Here is a 19127-nt window from a genome sequence, read left to right as displayed (position 1 = left end):
ACACGCGCGCCGCGCGCGGCGCCGCCCCCGATGGGGGACCTCACTTTGACCACCGATGCCCCGGCCAACGGCGGCAGTTGCGTCGCGCACCACGAAGGCCGGGTGGTGTTTGTCCGCTATGCCCTGCCCGGTGAGCGGGTTCGCGTCCGGGTGACCGCGGATCGCGGATCTTATTGGCACGCAGAGGTTGTCGAGGTGATCGACCCGGCGGCCGGCCGCGTCACCTCGCTGTGCCCCATCGCCGGCGTCGACGGCGCCGGCTGTTGCGACCTGGCGTTCGCCGCCCCCGAGGTGGCCCGCCGGCTCAAAGCCGAAGTCGTGGCCAATCAGCTCGAGCGCCTCGGCGGGCATGCGTGGAGCGGAGAGGCCGAGCCGCTCGCGGATTCCGCGCCGACGGGGTGGCGCACCCGCGTCCGGCTCGGCGTGGGCCCCGACCGCCGCGCGGGCTTCCACCGGTACCACAGCGAGGAATTGGTGACCGACTTGCGCTGTGCCCAGCTGCCGGCGGGCATGCTCGGCGGCATCGCCGACATCGGGTGGCCGCCGGGTGCCCAGCTGCACGTGGCCGTCGACGACGACGGCGTACGCCACGTGGTGCGCACCCTGCGGCAGGGCAGGCAGACCGCGACCAAGGTGGTGGAGGGTCGCTACGAGGCGGTGCAGCGTGTGGCCGGGCGAAGCTGGCAGGTGCCGGTGACCGCCTTTTGGCAGGCGCACCGCGACGCGGCAGACGTGTACAGCCAGCTGGTCGCCGACTGGGCGCAGCTCGGCACCGGGATGCGCGCGTGGGATCTGTACGGCGGCGCAGGCGTTTTCGCGGCGGTACTCGGCGATGCCGTCGGGCACTCCGGACGCGTGCTCAGTGTCGACACCTCGCGCGCGTCGACCCGGGCCGCCCGGGCCACCCTGACCAATCTGACTCAGGTGCACATCGTCACCGACTCGGTGCGCCGCGCGCTGATGGCGCAGCGGGGGCGCGCCGACGTGGCGGTGCTGGATCCGCCGCGGGCGGGCGCCGGGCGCGAGGTCATCGATCTGCTGGCCGCCGCCGAGGTCCCGCGGGTGGTGCACATCGGTTGTGAGGCCGCATCTTTCGCGCGTGACATCGGGATCTACCGCGGCCATGGCTACGCCGTCAAGAAGATCAGGGTGTTCGACGCGTTCCCGCTGACCCATCACACCGAATGCGTCGCGCTGCTGACGCGTTAGTTACGTTGTGGCGACGGTCCTCCCGGTTGCTCCGCCGCAATGCCGCCCGGGTGTGTCCTACGACCGGCTAGACTGCGTCGCGGTGTGCCGGGAAGTCTGGTCGGCGGTGTCGTTGTCGACCGATCGAAAGGCGCGCGTGCTTACCCTCCGAGAACGGGCCGTGATGGTCGAGTCGCGTCGATTGTGTGCGCGGTATGTGCTCACCGGTACCGGATTGCTGCCATCGTGAACGAGACGTTTCGTTACGCGCTGCTCGTATTGTTCTCTAGCGCAGTCGGTTTGGCTGCGGTGCTGGCGAATCGGCTAACCGAGCGGGTCAAGGTCCCCGTGCCGCTGCTGGTGCTGGTCGGAGCCGCCGTCGCGGTGCACGCCGTGCCCGCGGTGCAGCCGCCTTCCGAGCGGATCGTCGAACGGGTGATCACCATCGCGTTGGTCCTGGTGCTGTTCGACGGCGGCATGCACATCGGGCCGTCGCGCTTTCGCGCCGCAGCCGTCCCGATCCTGTCGGTGGGTGTCGTGGGCACCGCCCTCACCGCGGCGGGGGCGGCACTGGTGCTGCACTACGTGTGCGGAATCGGCTGGTTTCCCGCGGTGCTGGTGGCCACGGCCGTGGCTCCGACCGACCCGGCCGTAGTCTTCTCTGTTCTGGGCAAACGCGAAATCAGGGGGCGAAGCGGCACCATCCTGGAGGGCGAGTCCGGTGCCAATGATCCGGTCGGCATCGCCTTGATGTCCAGCCTGATTGCCGCCGGTGGTCTCAGTGCGGCCGGATTCGCCAGCGTGGGAACACAATTCGTTCTTCAGATGGCGGTCGGCTTGGCCGTCGGGGTGCTCGGCGGACGTGTCCTGCTCGTCTTCATGCGCCGTGTCGCGTTGCCCAGCGAAGGTCTCTACTCGCTACGAACGCTGGCGTCCTGTCTGATGTTGTACGGCATCGCCACGCTCGCGCACGGCTCCGGATTCCTGGCCGTGTTCGTAGCCGGCATCGTGATCGGTGACGCTCGCGCGCCGTACAAGCCGGAGATCAAGCGATTCCACGCCGCCGTGGCCGGTCTGGCGGAAATCGTCGCGTTTGCGGTTCTGGGTTTGACCGTCGACCTCAATGTCCTTGGCCATCCCGATGTATGGGTCACCGGGCTCGTCCTCGCCGTGGCCCTGACGGTGCTGATTCGGCCGTTGGCGGTGGGCTCCTGCCTGGTTGGAGTCCGATTGCGGCGAAACGAACGCAGCTTCGTTCTTTTCGCCGGGCTCAAGGGTGCAGTGCCGATTCTGCTGGGCGAGTTCCTGCGCGCCGCTCACCTCGCCGACGCCGAACGCCTGTACGGCATCGTGATCATCGTCGTCGTCTTCTCAGTGCTGGTGCAGGGCAGCTCGGTGCCCGGTGTGGCCAGGCTGTTGCACCTGCCCATGCGCACTGTGGAGACTCGGCCATGGCAGATAGGTGTGCGACTCGCCGACGAACCGCAAGGTGTCCATCGCTTCAGCGTCGCGGCCGGTTCTGTCGCCGAGGGTTGCACGGTCGAGGGTCTCAGCGACCGCGTCGGTGACATCTGGGTGAGCATCGTGGTCCGCACCACGGGCCTCGTGCCGGTGCGGGGCGGCACCGAACTCGAGGCCGGCGACGAGGTCGTCATCCTGGCAGATCCCGAACTGCACGACACCCTGGCCGAACTGTTCGGCCCCGCGCAGCGGCGGTGAACGCCCGCGACTTCGTCAGTAGTGTTCTCGCAGGCGCTGCGTAGACTGACTGGATGCTGGAACAGATCCGCGGGCCCGCTGATCTGCAGCACCTTTCCCACCATGAACTTCGCGAACTGGCCGCCGAGATTCGCGAGTTTTTGATTCACAAGGTTGCTGCGACTGGGGGGCACCTGGGCCCCAATCTGGGCGTGGTGGAGCTGACGCTCGCCCTGCACCGGGTGTTCGATTCACCCCACGATCCGATCATCTTCGACACCGGCCATCAGGCCTACGTCCACAAGATGCTGACGGGCCGTTCGCTTGAGTTCGAGAGCCTGCGCAAGAAGGGTGGGCTGTCCGGATATCCGTCGCGCGCCGAGAGCGAGCACGACTGGGTCGAGTCCAGCCACGCCAGCGCGTCGCTGTCCTATGCCGACGGGCTGGCCAAGGCTTTCGAACTGAGTGGGCACCGCAATCGCCACGTGGTCGCGGTGGTCGGCGACGGCGCGCTCACCGGCGGCATGTGCTGGGAGGCGCTGAACAACATCGCCGCCTCGGTCCGCCCGGTCATCATCGTGGTCAACGACAACGGCCGCAGTTATGCCCCGACGATCGGCGGTGTCGCCGACCATCTCGCCTCGCTGCGGCTGCAGCCGGCCTACGAGCAGGCCATGGAGAAGGGCCGCGACGCGCTGCGCGCGCTTCCGCTCGTCGGCAAGATCGCCTACCGCTTCATGCACAGCGTCAAGGCCGGCATCAAGGATTCGTTGTCGCCGCAGCTGATGTTCACTGATCTGGGTCTGAAGTACGTGGGGCCGGTCGACGGGCACGACGAACGCGCGGTGGAGGCCGCGCTGCGGCACGCCCGGGGCTTCGGCCGCCCGGTGATCGTGCACGTGGTGACCCGCAAGGGGATGGGCTTCGCCCCGGCCGAGGACGACGAAGCCGAACAGATGCATTCCTGCGGCGTCATCGACCCGGTGACCGGGCAGGCGACCAAGGTCGCCGGGCCCGGCTGGACGGCGACGTTCTCCGACGCCCTCATCGGCTACGCCAGGAGGCGCCGCGACATCGTGGCCATCACCGCCGCCATGCCCGGCCCGACCGGGCTGACACCGTTCGGGCAGCAGTTCCCGGACCGCTTGTTCGACGTCGGCATCGCCGAGCAACACGCGATGACGTCGGCCGCCGGACTTGCCATGGGCGGCATGCATCCGGTGGTGGCCATCTATTCGACATTCCTCAACCGGGCCTTCGACCAGATCATGATGGACGTGGCGCTGCACAAGCTGCCGGTCACCATGGTGCTCGACCGGGCCGGCATCACCGGTTCGGACGGCGCCAGCCACAACGGCATGTGGGACATGTCGATCCTGGGCATCGTGCCCGGCATGCGGGTGGCCGCGCCCCGGGACGCCACCCGATTGCGCGAGGAACTCGGTGAGGCGCTCGACGTCGACGACGGCCCCACGGCGCTGCGCTTCCCCAAAGGCGATGTGGGCGAGGACATCCCGGCGATCGAGCGCCGCGGATCGGGCATCGCGGGTGTCGACGTGCTCGCGGTCCCGGCCGGCGGGTGCAACCACGACGTGCTGCTGATCGGTGTCGGCGCCTTCACGCCGATGGCGCTGGCGGTGGCCAAACGGCTACAGGACCAGGGGATCGGCGTCACGGTCATCGACCCGCGTTGGGTGCTGCCGGTCTCGGAGAGCGTCCTGGAATTGGCGGCCCAGCACAAGCTCGTCGTCACGTGCGAGGACAACGGGGTCAACGGCGGGGTGGGCTCGGCGGTGTCGGCCGCTCTGCGCCGGGCCGACATCGACGTCCCATGCCGCGACGTCGGACTGCCGCAGCGGTTCTACGAGCACGCCTCCCGCGGGGAGCTGCTGTCGGAGCTGGCGCTGACCGACCAGGACGTGGCCCGTCGCATCACCGGCTGGGTAGCAGCGCTGGGCAGCGGCGTCACCGAAGCGGAGATCCGCGAGCACCTCGACTAGCCAGCGGGGTCGGCGTCCGGCGCCTGAAGCGCCCGGGCCAATGCGGGGTCCACCAACTCCCGCTGCCACGGTCGGGCCTGCCCGGCGCGCAGGAACGTCTCGACGGCGTCGAACGGGTCGGGGGCGGCCGACCAGTCCCAGCACAGCCGTCGCACCAGGTCCGGCGAGACCAAATTCTCGGTGGGAACATTGACCCGCTCGGAGACCTCAGACAGCGCCGAGCGGGCGGCCTCCAGCCGGGCGGCGGCCTCCGGTTTGCGCCTGCTCCACCGCGCCGGTGGCGGTGGGCCGTTCGGCGGCTCGCTTTCGGCGGGTGGGTTCTTGGTTCGCCGGGCCTCGTCCAGCGCCGCCAACCAAACTGCGGCGCTGCGCCGCTGGTTGCGCCCACCGAACACGGGCAAAGCGACCAGCTCCTCGACGGTTGTCGGGTTGGTCAGCGCGGCATCGATGATGGCCGAGTCGGGCAGGATGCGGCGCGGCGCGATGTCGCGGCGCTGCGCGATCCGGTCGCGCGTCAACCACAGTTCGCGGACCGCGGCCAGGCCACGCTGATCGCGCACGCGATGGATGCCCGACGTTCGCCGCCACCGGTCCCGTCGCACCGCGGCGCCGGGATCATTGAGACCCGCGTCGCGCAGATAGTCGAATTCTTGTGCGGCCCAACCGGTTTTGCCCTGCTCGGCCAAGACCTCCGCCATCGCCGCGCGCAGTTCGATCAGCAGCTCGACATCCAGGGCGGCGTAGTTGAGCCATTCGGCGGGCAGGGGACGCTTGGACCAGTCGGCTGCGCCGTGGCCCTTGGCCAGCCCAAAGCCCAGCAGCCGCTCGACCATGGTGGCCAGGTTCACCCGTTCGAACCCGGCCAGCCGACCGGCCAATTCGGTGTCATACAGCGCCGGCGGCCGCATTCCCACCTCCGCCAAACACGGCAGGTCCTGATCGGCGGAGTGCAGGATCCATTCGTCGCTGCTCAGCACCTCGGCAACCGGCCGCAGGGCCTGCAACGGGTCGGCGCCGTGGCTCACCGGATCGATCAGCACCGTCCCGGAACCGGCCCGCCGGATCTGGATCAGGTAGGCACGGTTGGAGTAGCGAAAACCCGAGGCCCGCTCGGCGTCCACCGCGAAGGGGCCGTGCCCGCGGTCCAGTCGTTGCGCGGCGGCCTCGATCTCGCGGACGCTCACCGAGATGGGCGGGACGCCTTCGGCCGGATGTGACAGGGGGGTGGGGACGGCGTCGGCGTCCACGTCGCCGGGCGCGCTGCTGCCCGGCCCGTCGGCCGACGGTTCGGCCATGCTAGGCGCGTGACCGCGAGCTCAGGTCGGTTACTCCTGCGGGTGGCAGGCCCGCCGCGTGTTCCAATACCTCGCAGAACGCCTCGACATGCCCACCGACCACGGGCGACGTCGCGGTCCATGACGCGCGCAGCTCGAGCTGGTGGGCGCGCGGCGGCCCGGAGATGTCTCCGTAGCGCACCGATGTAGTGGCGGTGACGGTGCCGCCCAGGGCGACGACTTGTTCCATACGTGACTCCAGTGCCTCGACTAGCCAGCTCCACGCTACTTCGGGCAGCAGCGGGTCGACCGCCTCACTGGGGTCAAGGTCGGCCTGGATGTAGGCGACCATGCGGATGGTGCCGTCCCACGCGTCGGCCCCTTCGGGGTCGTACAGCAGGATCAACCGTCCGAAGGCATCGCCGTCGGACCGTTCGGGAATGATGTCGCGATCGGGATGTTTGACCTCGGCGCCCAGGGCGTAGCTGTGGGGAGCCAAGCGTTGCGGCGGCCGGATGGGACCCAACTCGATCTCCGACCGCACGACGACGGCGTTCATCGCCTCCACCGCCTCGCGGAATGGGGCCGGTTCGGATGAGGTCACTTGGCGCCGCTCCTGTTCATCCCGACCGTTCTGCGTCGTCACGGCACGGGTCACAGGGATCGACGGTAGACCTACTGCCCGACACGCCGCGACAGGCGCGCCGGGTTTCAAACCCGCCGCGACCAACCCGTTACCAGCCCTCCACCAAAGCTATATGTGCAGCTCAGGCGGCGGTCAGCGGGTGAAACGGGCTGGACGTTTCTCGCGGTGCGCGGCCAGGCCTTCCTGCACGTCGGGGCCGCTGAAGCTGAGGAATTCCAGTCCCACCGAGGTCTCGAAGGTGGGGCCCATCATGCGATACCAGTGGTTGAGGCTGCGCTTGGTCCACTGGATCGCGTTCTGCGCGCCCTGCGCCAGGTTCTCGGCGATGCGGGTGGCGGTGGACAGCACATCGTCATCGTCGACGCAGACCGACACCAGCCCGATCCGCTCGGCTTCCTCGCCCAGCAGCGTCTCGCAGGTCAGCAGGTAGTACTTGGCCTTGGCCATGCCGACCAGCAGCGGCCAGCAGATCGCCGCGTGGTCGCCGGCCGCCACGCCGAGCTTGGTGTGCCCATCGATGAGCTTCGCGGTCCGGCCCGCCACCGAGATGTCCGCGAGCAGGGCCACCACCAGGCCGGCGCCCACCGCCGGCCCGCGGATCGCCGACACGACGGGCGTGTCGCTGTTGATCATGTTGTGCACCAGGTCGCGGGCTTCGCGCATGATGCGGAGCCGGCCCTCGTAGTCGTTGATGGTCTCGTCGATCAGGTCGAAGCTGCCGCCGGAGGAAAAGGCCTTGCCTTCACCGCGCACCAGGACGGCGCGCACGGCGGGATCGCGGTCGATCACCGGCCAGATGTCGGCGAGGTCGCGGTGCAGCTGCGGCCCCACCGAATTCAGCCCGGGGGAGTCGAGGACCAGCGTCAGCACGCCGTTCTCGCCGAGCTCGCAGCGCAGGCTGGGAAATCCGTCGTAACTCGCTGGGGGCTGACTCACTGGCATCACCGAGCTCCTGACGTTCAAACGGTTGCGGTCGTTGATAGTACGCAGCGACTTCCGGTGTTCTGCGGTCATGGCAGCATTGAGGCTGATGAGTACTCGCCGCGACCTTCCCGAGTCGCCGTACCTCGCGGCCGTGACCGGCCGCAAACCCAACCGGGTGCCGGTGTGGTTCATGCGGCAGGCCGGCCGTTCGCTGCCGGAATACCGGGCGCTGCGGGCTCAGACCGACATGCTGTCGGCCTGCTTCGATGCCGAGTTGGTCTGCGAGATCACCCTGCAGCCGGTGCGCCGCCACGACGTGGACGCGGCGATCTTGTTCTCCGACATCGTGGTGCCGCTGCTCGGTGCGGGCATCGACCTGGACATCGTCGCCGGGGTGGGGCCGGTGATCGAGTCGCCGGTGCGGACCGCCGCCGATGTGGCCGCGATCAAACCCCTTGAGCCGCAACGTGTTCAGCCGATTTCCGATGCGGTGTCGCTGCTGGTGTCAGCGCTCCGCGGCGTTTCGCTGATCGGTTTCGCGGGCGCGCCGTTCACCCTGGCGTCTTACCTCATCGAGGGCGGACCCAGCCGCCACCACGCGCGCACGAAGGCGATGATGCTGGCCGAGCCCGACAGCTGGCATTCGTTGATGGAGAAGCTCACCGACGTCACCGTCGGTTTCTTGCGGGTGCAGCTGGATGCCGGGGTGGACGCCATCCAGGTGTTCGACTCGTGGGCCGGGGCGTTGTCCCTGGCGAATTACCGCACCTACGTGCAGCCGCACAGCGCCCGGGTGTTCGCCGCGCTGGCCGACTACGGCGTGCCGATGACCCACTTCGGGGTCGGCACGGCCGAGCTGCTGGGCGCCATGTCGTCGGTCGGTGCGAACGTGGTGGGCGTGGATTGGCGAACGTCGCTGGCCGACGCGGCCACCCGCGTGCAACCTGGCACGGCGTTGCAAGGCAACCTCGATCCGGTGGTGGTGTTGGCGGGCTGGCCGGTGGTGGAACGCGCGGCGCGCGCGGTCGTGGACGACGGCCGGCGCGCCATCGACGCCGGCGCCGCGGGTCACGTTTTCAACCTGGGCCACGGCGTGTTGCCCGAAACCGATCCCGGTGTGCTGACCGACCTGGTGTCGCTGGTCCACTCCCTATGACTTCTCCCTCGTATTGTGTTGTGGGGGGCGGTGTTTCGGGCCTGACGGCGGCCTATCGACTGCGCGCGGCCGCCGGCGACGGCGTGGCGATCACGCTGTTCGACCCGGGTGACCGGCTCGGCGGCGTGCTGCGCACTGAGCCGGTCGGCGGACAGCCGATGGATCTGGGTGCCGAGGCTTTCGTGCTGCGCCGCCCCGAAATGCCGGCGCTGCTGGCGGAGCTGAATCTGACTGAGCGCCAGCGGGTTTCGACCGGCGCACGCCCACTGATCTACAGCCGCCAGGAGTTACGTCCGCTGCCGACGGGCACCGTCGTCGGGATCCCGTCGTCGGCGGCGTCGGTGGCGGGACTGGTCGACGAGGCCACGGTGGCCCGCATCGAGGCCGAACCCCGCCGCCCGCTGGCGTGGCGGGCGGGCAGCGACCCCTTGGTGGCCGACCTGGTGGGCGAGCGGTTCGGCGACCAGGTGGTGTCGCGGTCGGTGGATCCGCTGCTCAGCGGGGTCTATGCGGGTTCGGCGGCCACTATCGGGCTGCGCGCGGCCGCCCCGACCGTGGCGGCGGCGCTGGATCGCGGCGCCACCAGCCTGACGGACGCCGTGGGTCAGGCGCTGCCGCCGGCCATCGGCGCGCCGGTGTTCGGGTCGCTCGAGGGCGGCTACCGGGTGCTGATCGATGAGCTGGTCGCACGCGGGCGCCCGCGCTGGGTGCGCGCCGCGGTGTCGCGGCTCGAGCGCGCCGACGCCGGCTGGTCGGTGATCGACGACACCGGCGCTCGGTGGCCCGTCGATGCGGTGATCCTGGCGGTGCCTGCGGGGGAGTGTCGCCGGCTGCTGGCCGAGGTCGCCCTGCCCAGCGCCGCCGCCGCCGAGCGCATCAGCAGCGCATCGTCGGTCGTGATGGCGCTGGCCGTGCCGGGCGATACCGCGTTCCCGGAGTGTTCGGGTGTGCTGGTGGCCACCGGTGAGCGGTTACGGGCCAAGGCCATCACGCTGTCGTCGCGCAAGTGGGGTGCCGCCGGCGACGCGCAGCTGCTGCGGCTGTCGTTCGGTCGGTTCGGCGATCGCGTGGCGGCCGACACGTCCGACGACGAGCTGCTGACCTGGGCGTTGGGCGACCTGACCACAGTGTTCGGGTTGACCATCGACCCCGTCGACGTCCGCATCCAGCGCTGGATCGACGCGATGCCGCAGTATGGCCCGGGCCATGCCGACCTGGTCGCCGAGGTGCGCGCGGGCCTGCCCCCGACGCTCGCGGTGGCCGGCAGCTACCTCGACGGCATCGGCGTGCCGGCCTGCGTGGGTGCGGCCGGGCGCGCGGTCGAGCGTGTGATCAGGGCCATCGGAGACTTGGACGCGCGGGTGGCACGATAGGTTCCATGGCCAAGCTCGACTACGACTCGCTCAACTCGCAGATCCGCTACCTGATGTTCTCGGTGTTCTCCGTTGAGCCGGGTGAGCTCGGTGACCAGCGGGACGACGTCATCGATGAAGCGTCGACGTTCTTCAAGCAGCAGGAGGAGCGCGGCGTCGTGGTGCGCGGGCTGTACGACGTCGCGGGCCTGCGCGCCGACGCCGACTTCATGATCTGGACCCACGCCGAACGCGTCGAGGCGCTGCAGGCCACGTACGCCGATTTCCGGCGCACCACGGCGCTGGGGCGGGTCAGTTCGCCGGTGTGGAGCAGTGTGGCGTTGCATCGGCCGGCCGAGTTCAACAAGAGCCACATCCCGGCATTCCTGGCCGGCGAGGAGCCCGGCGCCTACATCTGCGTGTATCCCTTTGTGCGGTCCTACGAGTGGTACCTATTGCCCGACGAGGAACGCCGCCGCATGCTCGCCGAACACGGCATGGCCGCCCGCGAGTACAAGGACGTCCGCGCCAACACGGTCCCGGCGTTCGCGCTCGGCGACTACGAATGGTTGCTGGCCTTTGAGGCCCCCGAACTGCACCGCATCGTCGACCTGATGCGCGAACTGCGTGCCACCGATGCCCGCCGGCACACCCGCGAGGAGACGCCGTTCTTCACCGGCCCCCGGGTTGCCGTCGAGCAGCTGGTGAATGCCCTGCCATGACAACGCCTTTCGATCCGACCGATTCCACCCGATTCGAGGAGATGTACCGCGACCCGCGGACGTCGCACGGTCTGCCGGCCGCCACTCCGTGGGACATCGGCGGGCCGCAGCCGGTGGTCCAGCAGCTCGTCGCGGTGGGCGCGATCAAGGGTGAGGTGCTCGACCCGGGCACCGGTCCGGGCCATCACGCGATCTATTACGCGTCCAAGGGATATTCGGCGACCGGCATCGACGGCTCGGCGGGAGCCATCGAGCGGGCCCGGCAGAACGCCCAAAAGGCCGGGGTGTCAGTCAATTTCGAGCTGGCCGACGCGACGAAGCTGGACGGATTCGACGGCCGGTTCGACACGGTGGTCGACTGCGCCTTCTACCACACCTTCAGCACCGAGGCCGAGCTGCGCCGGTCCTATGTGCAGGCGTTGCACCGCGCCACCAAGCCGGGCGCGCGGCTGTACATGTTCGAGTTCGGCGAACACAACGTCAACGGCTTCAAGATGTTGAGGTCGTTGTCGGAGAACGACTTTCGCGACGTGCTTCCCGACGGCGGCTGGGAGATCACCTATCTGGGCACGACCACCTACCGGGTCAACGTCAGCGTCGAGTCCATCGAGGCGATGGCCAAGCGCAACCCGGACATGGCCGATCAGGCGGAGAAATTGCTGGAGCGCTTCCGGGTGATCGAGCCGTGGCTCGAGGGGGCCCGGGCACACGCCCCGTTCTGGGAAGTGCACGCCACCCGGGTGGACTGACTCGTGGGCTGACCGCGGCCGACGACCCAGTTGTCCGCCGCTTTGCACGTCACGACACGTAAACGTCCGCGACGACACGCCGACACCCGTCGCGGTGGCTTATGTCTGGCGGATCCTCGCGGCGGGCAGGGGCGTCTTTAGTGCGTGGAAGACGTGTTCAGAGGCAGCGAGGCTGTGCGCCGGGGAAGCCTGAGCCCATATCAATTGCGAACGCAGTTCCGTGCGATCTATCCCGACATCTATCTGTCGGGCGACGCCGCACCGCCGTTGCGAACGCGATGTGGTGCGGCATGGCTGTGGTCGGGCCGGCGCGCCGTGATCGCTGGACTGGCAGCCGCGAAGCTGCACGGCTCGAATTGGATCGACGACGACGAACCCATCGAGGTGATCTGGCGTAACCCGCATGCTCCGGCGGGCGTAATCACCCGCAATCAACGAATTGAGCCGGACGAAATCACCCGTATCGCGGGACTGCCGGTGACCACGTTGGCGAGAACGGCCTACGACCTGGCCAGGCAGCTCCCCAGGGGAGAGGCGGTCGCGCGGCTCGACGCGTTGATGCGCGCGACACCGTTTGACGTCGAGCAGGTGTCGCTGCTGGCGGAGCGGTATCCGCGGGTGCGGGGGCTGCGACGCCTACGCACGGCACTCCCGCTCGTCGATCCCGGTGCCGCGTCACCCAAGGAGACCTGGCTGCGTCTGCTACTGGTCGACGCCGGGCTGCCCGCACCGGAGACGCAGGTACCCGTGAATGAGAACTGGCGAACGGTTGGCGTGCTCGATATGGCTTGGGAGAAATACAAAGTGGCCGCCGAGTATGACGGTGATCATCACCGCGCCGACCGTCGCCAGTACGCCCGCGACCAGTGGCGGGTGCGCAAGCTTGAAGAACTCGGCTGGATCGTGGTCCGGGTGATCGCCGAGGACAAACCCGAAGGGGTCGTGCGCCGCGTGCGCGACGCGCTTATCCGTCGAGGTTGCCGCGACGCGCTTATCCGTCGAGGTTGCCGCGAGATATAAAGCGTTGCGACCCAGCTCGGCGTGTCGTCGCAACTGGTTATGTGTCGCGGAACAAAGCCCCGCTAGCCGCCCGCCGGCACCAGCCGCAGCGAGACCGAATTGATGCAGTAGCGCTGATCCGTCGGCGTCGGGTAGCCCTCGCCGGCGAACACGTGGCCCAGGTGACTGTGGCAGTTCGCGCACAGCACCTCCGTGCGCGTCGTGCCCATCGAATGGTCGGGCCGCAGGATCACCGCGTCGGACTTCGCCGGGTCGAAGAACGACGGCCAGCCGCAGTGCGACTCGAACTTCTCTGTGCTGCGGAACAATTCGGCACCACAGGCCCGGCACTGGTACACGCCTTCGGTTTTGCTGTCGGTGTATTCACCGGTGAAGGGCCGCTCGGTGCCGGCCTGGCGCAGCACGTGGAACTCTTCCGGGCTGAGTTTCTTGCGCCACTCGTCGTCGCTCAGTTGCACCTTGGGTTGCGACACATCGGGGGAGGTCATGCATCCACGCTAGCTCGATTGCGCTCGGCCGTCAGCCACGTGGGATCGATGCCGTCGTCCAGCCGGTTCTCGGCCTTGGCATCCAAATAGCGGAACAGCAGCACGGTGAACGCGACGATCAGCAGCAGTGACCAGCCGTAGGTGATCTTGAGGTAATGCAACGCGCGGCCGTATCGCATGTACTTGTAAATCAGCCAGTCGTCCAGCGCCATGAAGCCATAGATCCCTAGCCACGCCGGCCAGTTGCGGATCAGCGAGTTACGCAGCACCACCGTCATCAAGAACGGGAACAGCATCATCGAGTAATAGCCCTGCGCCAGTGACGACACCAGGAACGACCACAGCAGCAGCACACCCGACGAGCTGGTGAACCAGAACAACGGGTCTCGGGTGCGGTAGTAGCGGTACAACAGCCACATCGCACCGATCATCAGCAGGGTGAACAGGATTCGCATGAACACGATCAGCCAGGTGGGCAGGCCGAAGTACACGCCGTTGCCCTCGATGGAGCTGTTGAAGTAGTCCCGGGTGCCCAGGAAGTAGGGCACCGTTTTCGTGACGAAGTCCATGGGATCGCTCACCAAAGGCCATGCGGCCACGTTGACGACGACGGGGACCGCGATGGCCGGCACCAGCGTCCGCCACTGGCGATTGAGCAGCGGCAGCAACAGCAGCGGGCCCAGCACGGGTTTGAGCGTGAGCGTCAGGCCGATCACCAAGCCGGCCCACCACTGACGCCCGAGCCTCCCGTCCAGCAGCCACCGGAAGAACAGCACCTCCGCCAGCAGCACACACCCGTTGATGTTGGTGAACACCAGCGTGCTGGTCACGCTCTCCGTGCAGAACATGGCCAGCAGCAGCGCGGGTGCGGCCACCGAAGCCAGCGTGAATTTGAACAGCCGCAACAGCAGGTACCAGGCGATCAAGATGGCCACGGCGTTGATCAGGATGAACAGGTAGCGCGACGGCGTGAAAGGCAGGTATCCGAACGGCGCCATCAGCAGCGTGCCGCCCGGCGGATACAGGTAGTGGGGGTCGACGTAGTCGAAGTGCTCGTTGTAGATGTCCCAGCCGTGCCGGAAGTTGAGCACCGCGCGGTACACCGGTTTGAAATCGTCGGTGATGTTGCCGTTGAGGGTGAGGATGATGCTGCGGTGCAACACCGACATGATGGCCACCGGCCACAGCGCCATCCGCAGCACGTTCGATGTGCCCAGCGGGCCGGTGCCGGGACTGAAGGCGGTCAAGGTCCAACCACGCAAGCCGGTTCGGGTCGATTCAGCTGCCGTCACCAGCGCACCGTACACCGGCGCCCACGGGCGCCGGAAAGCAGCGTCAGGCCGGGCAGTACGTGTCGGTGTTGGGCAATTTGCCGCTGTTGAGATAGCCGATTACCGGCGGAACGGCGCAGCCGGAGAAGATGCTGGCGCCGTGGCCGATGCCCTGCCACATGACCCGCTTGCTGGCTGCGCTGGCGTTGATGATGCTGGCCGCGGTCGCGGCGACGCCGTCGGTACCGACGATCGGGTCGCTCTGCACACCGAGCAGCAGCACGTCGACCTTGAGTGTCTTCGGTGTGGGCGGCGGCGAGCCGGTGGGCCAGTGCACGCACTTGACCATGTTGAGCGCCGCGACGGTGCCGAAGTCGGGATAGAGCTTGCCCCAGGCGACGACGAGTTCGCGCACACGGTCCGGCGTCGGACGATTGACCGCATCGCTGCACACGTTGACGAACTGGCCATCCGAGTCCTGGATGGCATTGGCGTGGTTGATCAGGTTGTTCAGCGCGTTGGTGTCGCCGGAACGGGCGCCCGCGAGGGCGTTGGCCAGGTTGGTGGTGGCGTTGACCCGGCCGCCGGTGGGATAACCGAGCGCAATGGTGATGGCGTTGGCCACCTGCGCAACCGACGCGCCACCGGGACCCTTGCCCGCGCGGGCGTCGGCCAGCAGGGCGCTTACGGCGCCCTTCGGGTCCGCACCCAGCGCGCAGCTCACGGCGATGCACTGCGCGGCGAAGGCGTCGAGGGCGGCCTGCTGGCCCTTGACCCGTTGCTCGGCGGCGGCCTCGGCGTTGGTGCCCAACGCAACCGGTGAGTCGAGGATCAAGCGGGCCACCTTGTCCGGCCGCGATCCGGCGTAGGCCAGCGCCACCTGCGCGCCGTTGCCGATGCCGATCAGCGCGAGAGCGGGCACGTCCCACAGGCTGCGCAACCGCTCGATGTCGGAGGCGGCGTGGGCGTCGTCGTAGGAGGACGCGTTCGGCCCGATCCCGACGGCATCGCCACAGTTGGTGGTGGCTGTGTTGGAGACCTCGGAAAGGTTGGCCACCGGGTCGTCGCCGGTCTGAAACTGCGACTGGTCGCGCATCTGCTGCCGGTCGAATTTGTCGCGGCAGTCGATGGCACTCGACATGCCGATGCCCCGGCGGTCGATGGACACGATGGGGTGGGTGGCGAGCACGTCGGCGCCCGCCCGCGACAGCCAGACCGGCAGTTGCGCCGAGGACGGCAGATCGGAGCCGGTGGTGAAGACCAGCGGCCCGGCGTCCTGGGGTGTCTGGTTCGAGCGGGCGCGCACCACGCCGATGCTGAGGCTGCCGCCCCCGCCGTTGACCGGATCCAGGTCGGCGTCGTAGTTCGCGCAATCCAACCGCACGCCGGCGGCCGCGGGAACCGCTGCGTCGGCGAACACCCGTGAGGTGCAGTCGTGCCACGCCAAGTCGTTCTTGGGCGCGGCGATCGCCGGCGGCCCGCTGGGCGCCGGCTTCGAGGTCGCTGCCCCTTGCGGTCGCGCACCGGAATTGGTGGCGAACCGTGGATCCGCGGCCAGGCCCGGGACGCAGCCGGCCAGCAACGCGGTCACCGCAACCAGGATCGTGGCGCACGTGTACGGCCGACTCATGCCGACCACAGTAGCTAGGCCTTGACGTAGCGGGTGTAAAGGTAGCCGGCGTCGTCGGTCAGGACGTGGGCACACCGCATCCGGGTGAGCAGCTGGCCCGGGCCGGTCGCGATGCGTCGTGCCTGGCCGCCGACGAGGCAGGGCGCGATCGTCAGGCATAGCTCGTCGAGCTTGTCGCGCTGCATCAGCGAGTCCAGCAGCGTCGGCCCGCCCTCGGTGAGGATGCGGCGCATGCCCCGCGCGCCGAGTGCCGCCAGCAGGGCGGCCTGATCGACCTTTTCGGGATCTCGGCCGGAGCAGTCGAGCACCTCGCACAGCCCGCTGAGCGCGCGGCGCGTCTGTTCGACTGCGGCCGTGCAGGTGAGCACCAGGGGCTGCACCTCGGTGCGGGTGAACACCGTCATGTCCCGGTTGAGGTGGCCCGATCCGGTCACGATTGCCAGCTGCGGCACCTCGCTTTGACCGCGGGCCTGCCGCCGCTGGCGCCGGGCGACGCCGAGCTGCGCACCGGAGTAACCCTCGATCCGCACGGTGCCCGCGCCGACCAAGATGACGTCTGCGAGTTCACGCAGCAGGTTGAAGACGAACCGGTCGCCCGGGCCACCCATCGCGCCGCTGCTGCCGCCCGAGGTCGCCCCGCCGTCGACGCTGGTGATGAAGTTCGCCCGCACCCACGTCCCGTCGCGTTCGGGATAGCCGTAGAGCCCGGCGAGGTCGTCATCGCAGAGGCCGCGTACGGACCCGAGCAGCGACAGCGGTGTCTCCGACGTCCCGGAGGTCGCGAAACCCTCGGGGCCGCCAGAGTCGGACATGAGTCTGATTGCAGCACGCCGTTACAGTTCCTGCATGCACGGGTCCACCTCCGCGGGCGCTTTGGTCGGCCCGGTTCACCTGGTGGATCGGCATCCGACGGTGTCGCCGGAACGGCTGATCGCACAATTGCGACCGCCGCCGATCTTCGCCGAGGTGAGTTTCGCGACATACCGGCCCGATCCGGCCGAACCCACGCAGGCCGCCGCGGTGGTGGCGTGCCAGGACTTCTGCCGCCAGGCCGTCGAGCGGCGCGCCGGCCGGCGAAAGCTGTTGGGCCGGCGCGAGATTCTGCCGGGCGTGGGCTTGTACCTGGACGGCGGGTTCGGCGTGGGCAAGACGCACCTGCTGGCGTCGGCCTACTACCAGCTGCCGGGCCAAGGGCCGGGTGGGTCACCGGATGGCCCGGCTCCCAAGGCGTTTGCGACCTTCGGTGAGCTGACCCAGCTGGCCGGGGTCTTCGGCTTTGTCGAGTGCATCGACCTGCTGGCCAACTACACGGCGGTCTGCATCGATGAATTCGAACTCGACGACCCGGGCAACACCACGCTGATCTCGCGGCTGCTCTCGTCGCTGGTCGAGCGCGGCGTGTCGGTGGCCGCCACCTCCAACACGCTGCCCGAGCAGCTCGGCGAGGGCCGCTTCGCGGCACAGGATTTTCTGCGCGAAATCAGCACGCTGGCAAGCATTTTCACGACCGTGCGGATCGAGGGGCCCGACTATCGGCACCGCGGGCTGCCGCCGGCGCCGCAGCCGCTGTCCGTCGACGAGGTGGTTGCGCGCGCCGCGCGTGTCGACGGCGCGACGCTCGACGATTTCGATGCGCTGTGTGCGCACCTGGCCACCATGCACCCGTCGCGGTATCTGACGCTGATCGAGGGGGTCAGCGCTGTGTTCCTGACCGGAGTGCACGGCATCGACGATCAGAACGTCGCGCTGCGACTGGTGTCGCTGACCGATCGGCTTTATGACGCGGGCATCCCGGTCGTGGCCTCGGGCACCAAGCTGGACACCATCTTCAGCGAGGAGATGCTGGCCGGGGGATACCGAAAGAAGTACCTGCGGGCCACTTCCCGGCTCCTGGCGCTCACCGCCGCGGCTGACCCACCTCGCGGATCATGACATGGTCGCTCTCGACGCCGGTGCCCAGCCGAAACGTCCTGGCGCCGGCGATGGTGAATCCGCTCTTGAGGTAAAAGCGTTGTGCCCGTTGATTTGCCCGGTTCACGCCCAGCCACACACAGCGAACGCCCCAGCCGGTCGCGACGGCCAGCATGCGTTCCATCAGCGCCGCGGCGGCCCCGCTGGAGTGGCGGTCGGGCAGGACGTACATCTTCGACAGCTCGGCCGCCGGGCGGATCCGCACCGCTCGCTGTACGCCGGCGTGATCGGAGACGCCGCGAACCAGCATGGCGTAACCGACAATTCGGTTGCCTTGGCGCGCGGTGACGATGGCGCGATCCGGATCCTTCAGGTACTCGTCGAATCGGTTGGCCGACAGGTTGGCGTCGATGAACGACGCGATGTTGTCCGCGCTCGCCGCGGGCGGACATGCCAACGGAAAGGTTTGTGCCGCAACGGCAGTCAGCTCCAGGACATCACCGGGGCCCGCCGGCGCGATCTGAAAGGTTCCTGTCAGAGGTTCCACTGCGCGAGGTGGTAGCCCGTCTTCTTGTCCAGCAGGACGACGGCGGAGACGGGATCGCGGTAGGCGTCCCAGTACACGCCGCCGCGCACGACCGCCCCGTTCGGGGCGTTGACGAGCACGTTGTCCAATGCGTCGGGTGCATCGGAGGCCCGCGGCTTGTAGGCGTCGGCGGTCGGGGTCACCCCGTTGAAACTCAGGACGGTCGCCATGACGTACGGATTGGGCACGCGGATCGCCCGGATGGTCACGTCGGCGCGGTCTACGGTGCTGCCGGGGAATCCTCTGAAGGTGCCTTCGCGCGTGTAGCCGAATCCCGGCGGCGGGTCGCAGGGCGCCACGCCGCTGACGGTGACGTCGGCGATGAACGTGCCGTTGTCCACCCGCAGCGTGTCACCGATGTGGCCGATCGGCGCGTCACCGGCCCATGCGCGCGGCATGGGAGTCGTGGCGACGCCGGCAACGGTGAGGCCGGCAACGGCGACCAGAAAGGCGGACGCCACCAGCAGCCAGCGGTGCATCTTCGCCATGTCGTGCCTCCTTGGCGCCGTCGC

At 68.6% G+C, this 19127-nt stretch carries 17 protein-coding genes and 1 pseudogene; 9 read left to right on the top strand and 9 right to left on the bottom strand.

Features of this window, described 5'->3' with window-relative positions:
* The first annotated feature begins 30 nt into the window (after positions 1-30).
* From A5753_RS10845 to dxs, 3 genes are all read left to right on the top strand, one after another.
* Positions 31-1209 carry a class I SAM-dependent RNA methyltransferase gene (locus A5753_RS10845; protein ID WP_067126956.1) on the top strand — a complete coding sequence of 393 codons (1179 nt, stop codon included), beginning with the start codon at positions 31-33 and terminating at the stop codon, positions 1207-1209.
* Between the two features lie 225 nt (positions 1210-1434).
* Positions 1435-2907 carry a cation:proton antiporter gene (locus A5753_RS10840; RefSeq protein ID WP_067126953.1) on the top strand — a complete coding sequence of 491 codons (1473 nt, stop codon included), beginning with the start codon at positions 1435-1437 and terminating at the stop codon, positions 2905-2907.
* Between the two features lie 53 nt (positions 2908-2960).
* A complete protein-coding gene (dxs, locus tag A5753_RS10835) occupies positions 2961-4886 on the top strand; it encodes a 1-deoxy-D-xylulose-5-phosphate synthase (protein WP_067126950.1) in 1926 nt (641 codons plus the stop codon).
* On the opposite strand, the gene A5753_RS10830 is transcribed toward dxs, so the two are convergent.
* From A5753_RS10830 to A5753_RS10820, 3 genes and pseudogenes are all read right to left on the bottom strand, one after another.
* Positions 4883-6181 carry a ribonuclease D gene (locus A5753_RS10830; protein ID WP_067126947.1) on the bottom strand — a complete coding sequence of 433 codons (1299 nt, stop codon included), beginning with the start codon at positions 6179-6181 and terminating at the stop codon, positions 4883-4885. The genes dxs and A5753_RS10830 overlap by 4 nt on opposite strands.
* A 1-nt stretch (position 6182) precedes the next feature.
* Positions 6183-6849 (bottom strand): annotated as a pseudogene (locus tag A5753_RS10825) (DUF3000 domain-containing protein).
* Between the two features lie 89 nt (positions 6850-6938).
* On the bottom strand, positions 6939-7748 hold the full coding sequence (locus A5753_RS10820; protein WP_067127284.1) for an enoyl-CoA hydratase/isomerase family protein: 810 nt from the start codon (positions 7746-7748) through the stop codon (positions 6939-6941).
* Positions 7749-7836: 88 nt separating this feature from the next.
* Between A5753_RS10820 and hemE the strand changes: the two genes are divergently transcribed.
* From hemE to A5753_RS10795, 5 genes are all read left to right on the top strand, one after another.
* Positions 7837-8886 carry a uroporphyrinogen decarboxylase gene (gene hemE / locus A5753_RS10815; RefSeq protein ID WP_067126944.1) on the top strand — a complete coding sequence of 350 codons (1050 nt, stop codon included), beginning with the start codon at positions 7837-7839 and terminating at the stop codon, positions 8884-8886.
* Complete coding sequence (locus A5753_RS10810) at positions 8883-10259, top strand: protoporphyrinogen oxidase (RefSeq protein ID WP_067126941.1); 1377 nt, start codon at positions 8883-8885, stop codon at positions 10257-10259. The genes hemE and A5753_RS10810 overlap by 4 nt, the downstream gene beginning before the upstream one ends.
* Before the next feature lie 5 nt (positions 10260-10264).
* Positions 10265-10960, top strand: coding sequence for a hydrogen peroxide-dependent heme synthase (hemQ, locus tag A5753_RS10805; RefSeq protein WP_067126938.1), 696 nt, complete (start codon positions 10265-10267; stop codon positions 10958-10960).
* Positions 10957-11709, top strand: a complete 753-nt coding sequence (locus tag A5753_RS10800; RefSeq protein ID WP_067126935.1) for a class I SAM-dependent methyltransferase — start codon at positions 10957-10959, stop codon at positions 11707-11709. The genes hemQ and A5753_RS10800 overlap by 4 nt, the downstream gene beginning before the upstream one ends.
* A gap of 144 nt (positions 11710-11853) precedes the next feature.
* Positions 11854-12729 carry a hypothetical protein gene (locus A5753_RS10795; RefSeq protein WP_067126932.1) on the top strand — a complete coding sequence of 292 codons (876 nt, stop codon included), beginning with the start codon at positions 11854-11856 and terminating at the stop codon, positions 12727-12729.
* Between the two features lie 62 nt (positions 12730-12791).
* On the opposite strand, the gene msrB is transcribed toward A5753_RS10795, so the two are convergent.
* From msrB to A5753_RS10775, 4 genes are read right to left on the bottom strand one after another with little or no spacing between them, the layout of a single operon-like run.
* Positions 12792-13217 (bottom strand): peptide-methionine (R)-S-oxide reductase MsrB, encoded by a 426-nt coding sequence (gene msrB / locus A5753_RS10790; protein ID WP_067126929.1) that lies wholly within the window; start codon positions 13215-13217, stop codon positions 12792-12794.
* Positions 13214-14524 (bottom strand): arabinofuranan 3-O-arabinosyltransferase, encoded by a 1311-nt coding sequence (aftC, locus tag A5753_RS10785; protein WP_067126926.1) that lies wholly within the window; start codon positions 14522-14524, stop codon positions 13214-13216. Before aftC ends, msrB begins: the two co-directional genes overlap by 4 nt.
* 28 nt (positions 14525-14552) lie before the next feature.
* Complete coding sequence (locus A5753_RS10780) at positions 14553-16118, bottom strand: alpha/beta fold hydrolase (RefSeq protein WP_067126924.1); 1566 nt, start codon at positions 16116-16118, stop codon at positions 14553-14555.
* Between the two features lie 14 nt (positions 16119-16132).
* Complete coding sequence (locus tag A5753_RS10775) at positions 16133-16930, bottom strand: pyrimidine reductase family protein (RefSeq protein ID WP_067126921.1); 798 nt, start codon at positions 16928-16930, stop codon at positions 16133-16135.
* On the opposite strand from A5753_RS10775, the gene zapE reads away from it, so the two are divergent.
* The gene (zapE, locus tag A5753_RS10770) at positions 16929-18050 is read left to right on the top strand and encodes a cell division protein ZapE (protein ID WP_156656053.1); all 1122 of its coding nucleotides are present in this window, start codon (positions 16929-16931) and stop codon (positions 18048-18050) included. The two genes, A5753_RS10775 and zapE, sit on opposite strands and share 2 nt — an antisense overlap.
* Here zapE and A5753_RS10765 read toward each other — a convergent pair.
* Both A5753_RS10765 and A5753_RS10760 read right to left on the bottom strand, forming a co-directional pair.
* Positions 18016-18576: a GNAT family N-acetyltransferase gene (locus A5753_RS10765; protein WP_067126913.1), complete on the bottom strand. Its 561-nt coding sequence runs from the start codon at positions 18574-18576 to the stop codon at positions 18016-18018. The two genes, zapE and A5753_RS10765, sit on opposite strands and share 35 nt — an antisense overlap.
* Entirely contained in the window at positions 18564-19094 is a 531-nt protein-coding gene (locus A5753_RS10760; RefSeq protein WP_197694661.1) for a hypothetical protein, read from the bottom strand. The genes A5753_RS10765 and A5753_RS10760 overlap by 13 nt, the downstream gene beginning before the upstream one ends.
* Positions 19095-19127 lie beyond the last annotated feature (33 nt).

The organism is Mycobacterium sp. 852002-51971_SCH5477799-a (genome assembly GCF_001667145.1).
In the GTDB taxonomy this organism is placed as follows: Bacteria; Actinomycetota; Actinomycetes; order Mycobacteriales; family Mycobacteriaceae; genus Mycobacterium.
This window is presented reverse-complemented; position numbering and strand designations above follow the sequence as displayed.

What these genes read in the sequence shown, in the direction of transcription:
- A5753_RS10845 (WP_067126956.1), top strand. Translation starts at nt 31, where the DNA reads ATGGGGGACCTCACTTTGACCACCGATGCCCCGGCCAACGGCGGCAGT.
- dxs (WP_067126950.1), top strand. Translation starts at nt 2,961, where the DNA reads ATGCTGGAACAGATCCGCGGGCCCGCTGATCTGCAGCACCTTTCCCAC.
- A5753_RS10830 (WP_067126947.1), bottom strand. Translation starts at nt 6,181, where the DNA reads ATGGCCGAACCGTCGGCCGACGGGCCGGGCAGCAGCGCGCCCGGCGAC.
- A5753_RS10820 (WP_067127284.1), bottom strand. Translation starts at nt 7,748, where the DNA reads ATGCCAGTGAGTCAGCCCCCAGCGAGTTACGACGGATTTCCCAGCCTG.
- hemE (WP_067126944.1), top strand. Translation starts at nt 7,837, where the DNA reads ATGAGTACTCGCCGCGACCTTCCCGAGTCGCCGTACCTCGCGGCCGTG.
- A5753_RS10810 (WP_067126941.1), top strand. Translation starts at nt 8,883, where the DNA reads ATGACTTCTCCCTCGTATTGTGTTGTGGGGGGCGGTGTTTCGGGCCTG.
- hemQ (WP_067126938.1), top strand. Translation starts at nt 10,265, where the DNA reads ATGGCCAAGCTCGACTACGACTCGCTCAACTCGCAGATCCGCTACCTG.
- A5753_RS10800 (WP_067126935.1), top strand. Translation starts at nt 10,957, where the DNA reads ATGACAACGCCTTTCGATCCGACCGATTCCACCCGATTCGAGGAGATG.
- msrB (WP_067126929.1), bottom strand. Translation starts at nt 13,217, where the DNA reads ATGACCTCCCCCGATGTGTCGCAACCCAAGGTGCAACTGAGCGACGAC.
- A5753_RS10780 (WP_067126924.1), bottom strand. Translation starts at nt 16,118, where the DNA reads ATGAGTCGGCCGTACACGTGCGCCACGATCCTGGTTGCGGTGACCGCG.
- zapE (WP_156656053.1), top strand. Translation starts at nt 16,929, where the DNA reads ATGAGTCTGATTGCAGCACGCCGTTACAGTTCCTGCATGCACGGGTCC.
- A5753_RS10775 (WP_067126921.1), bottom strand. Translation starts at nt 16,930, where the DNA reads ATGTCCGACTCTGGCGGCCCCGAGGGTTTCGCGACCTCCGGGACGTCG.
- A5753_RS10760 (WP_197694661.1), bottom strand. Translation starts at nt 19,094, where the DNA reads ATGCACCGCTGGCTGCTGGTGGCGTCCGCCTTTCTGGTCGCCGTTGCC.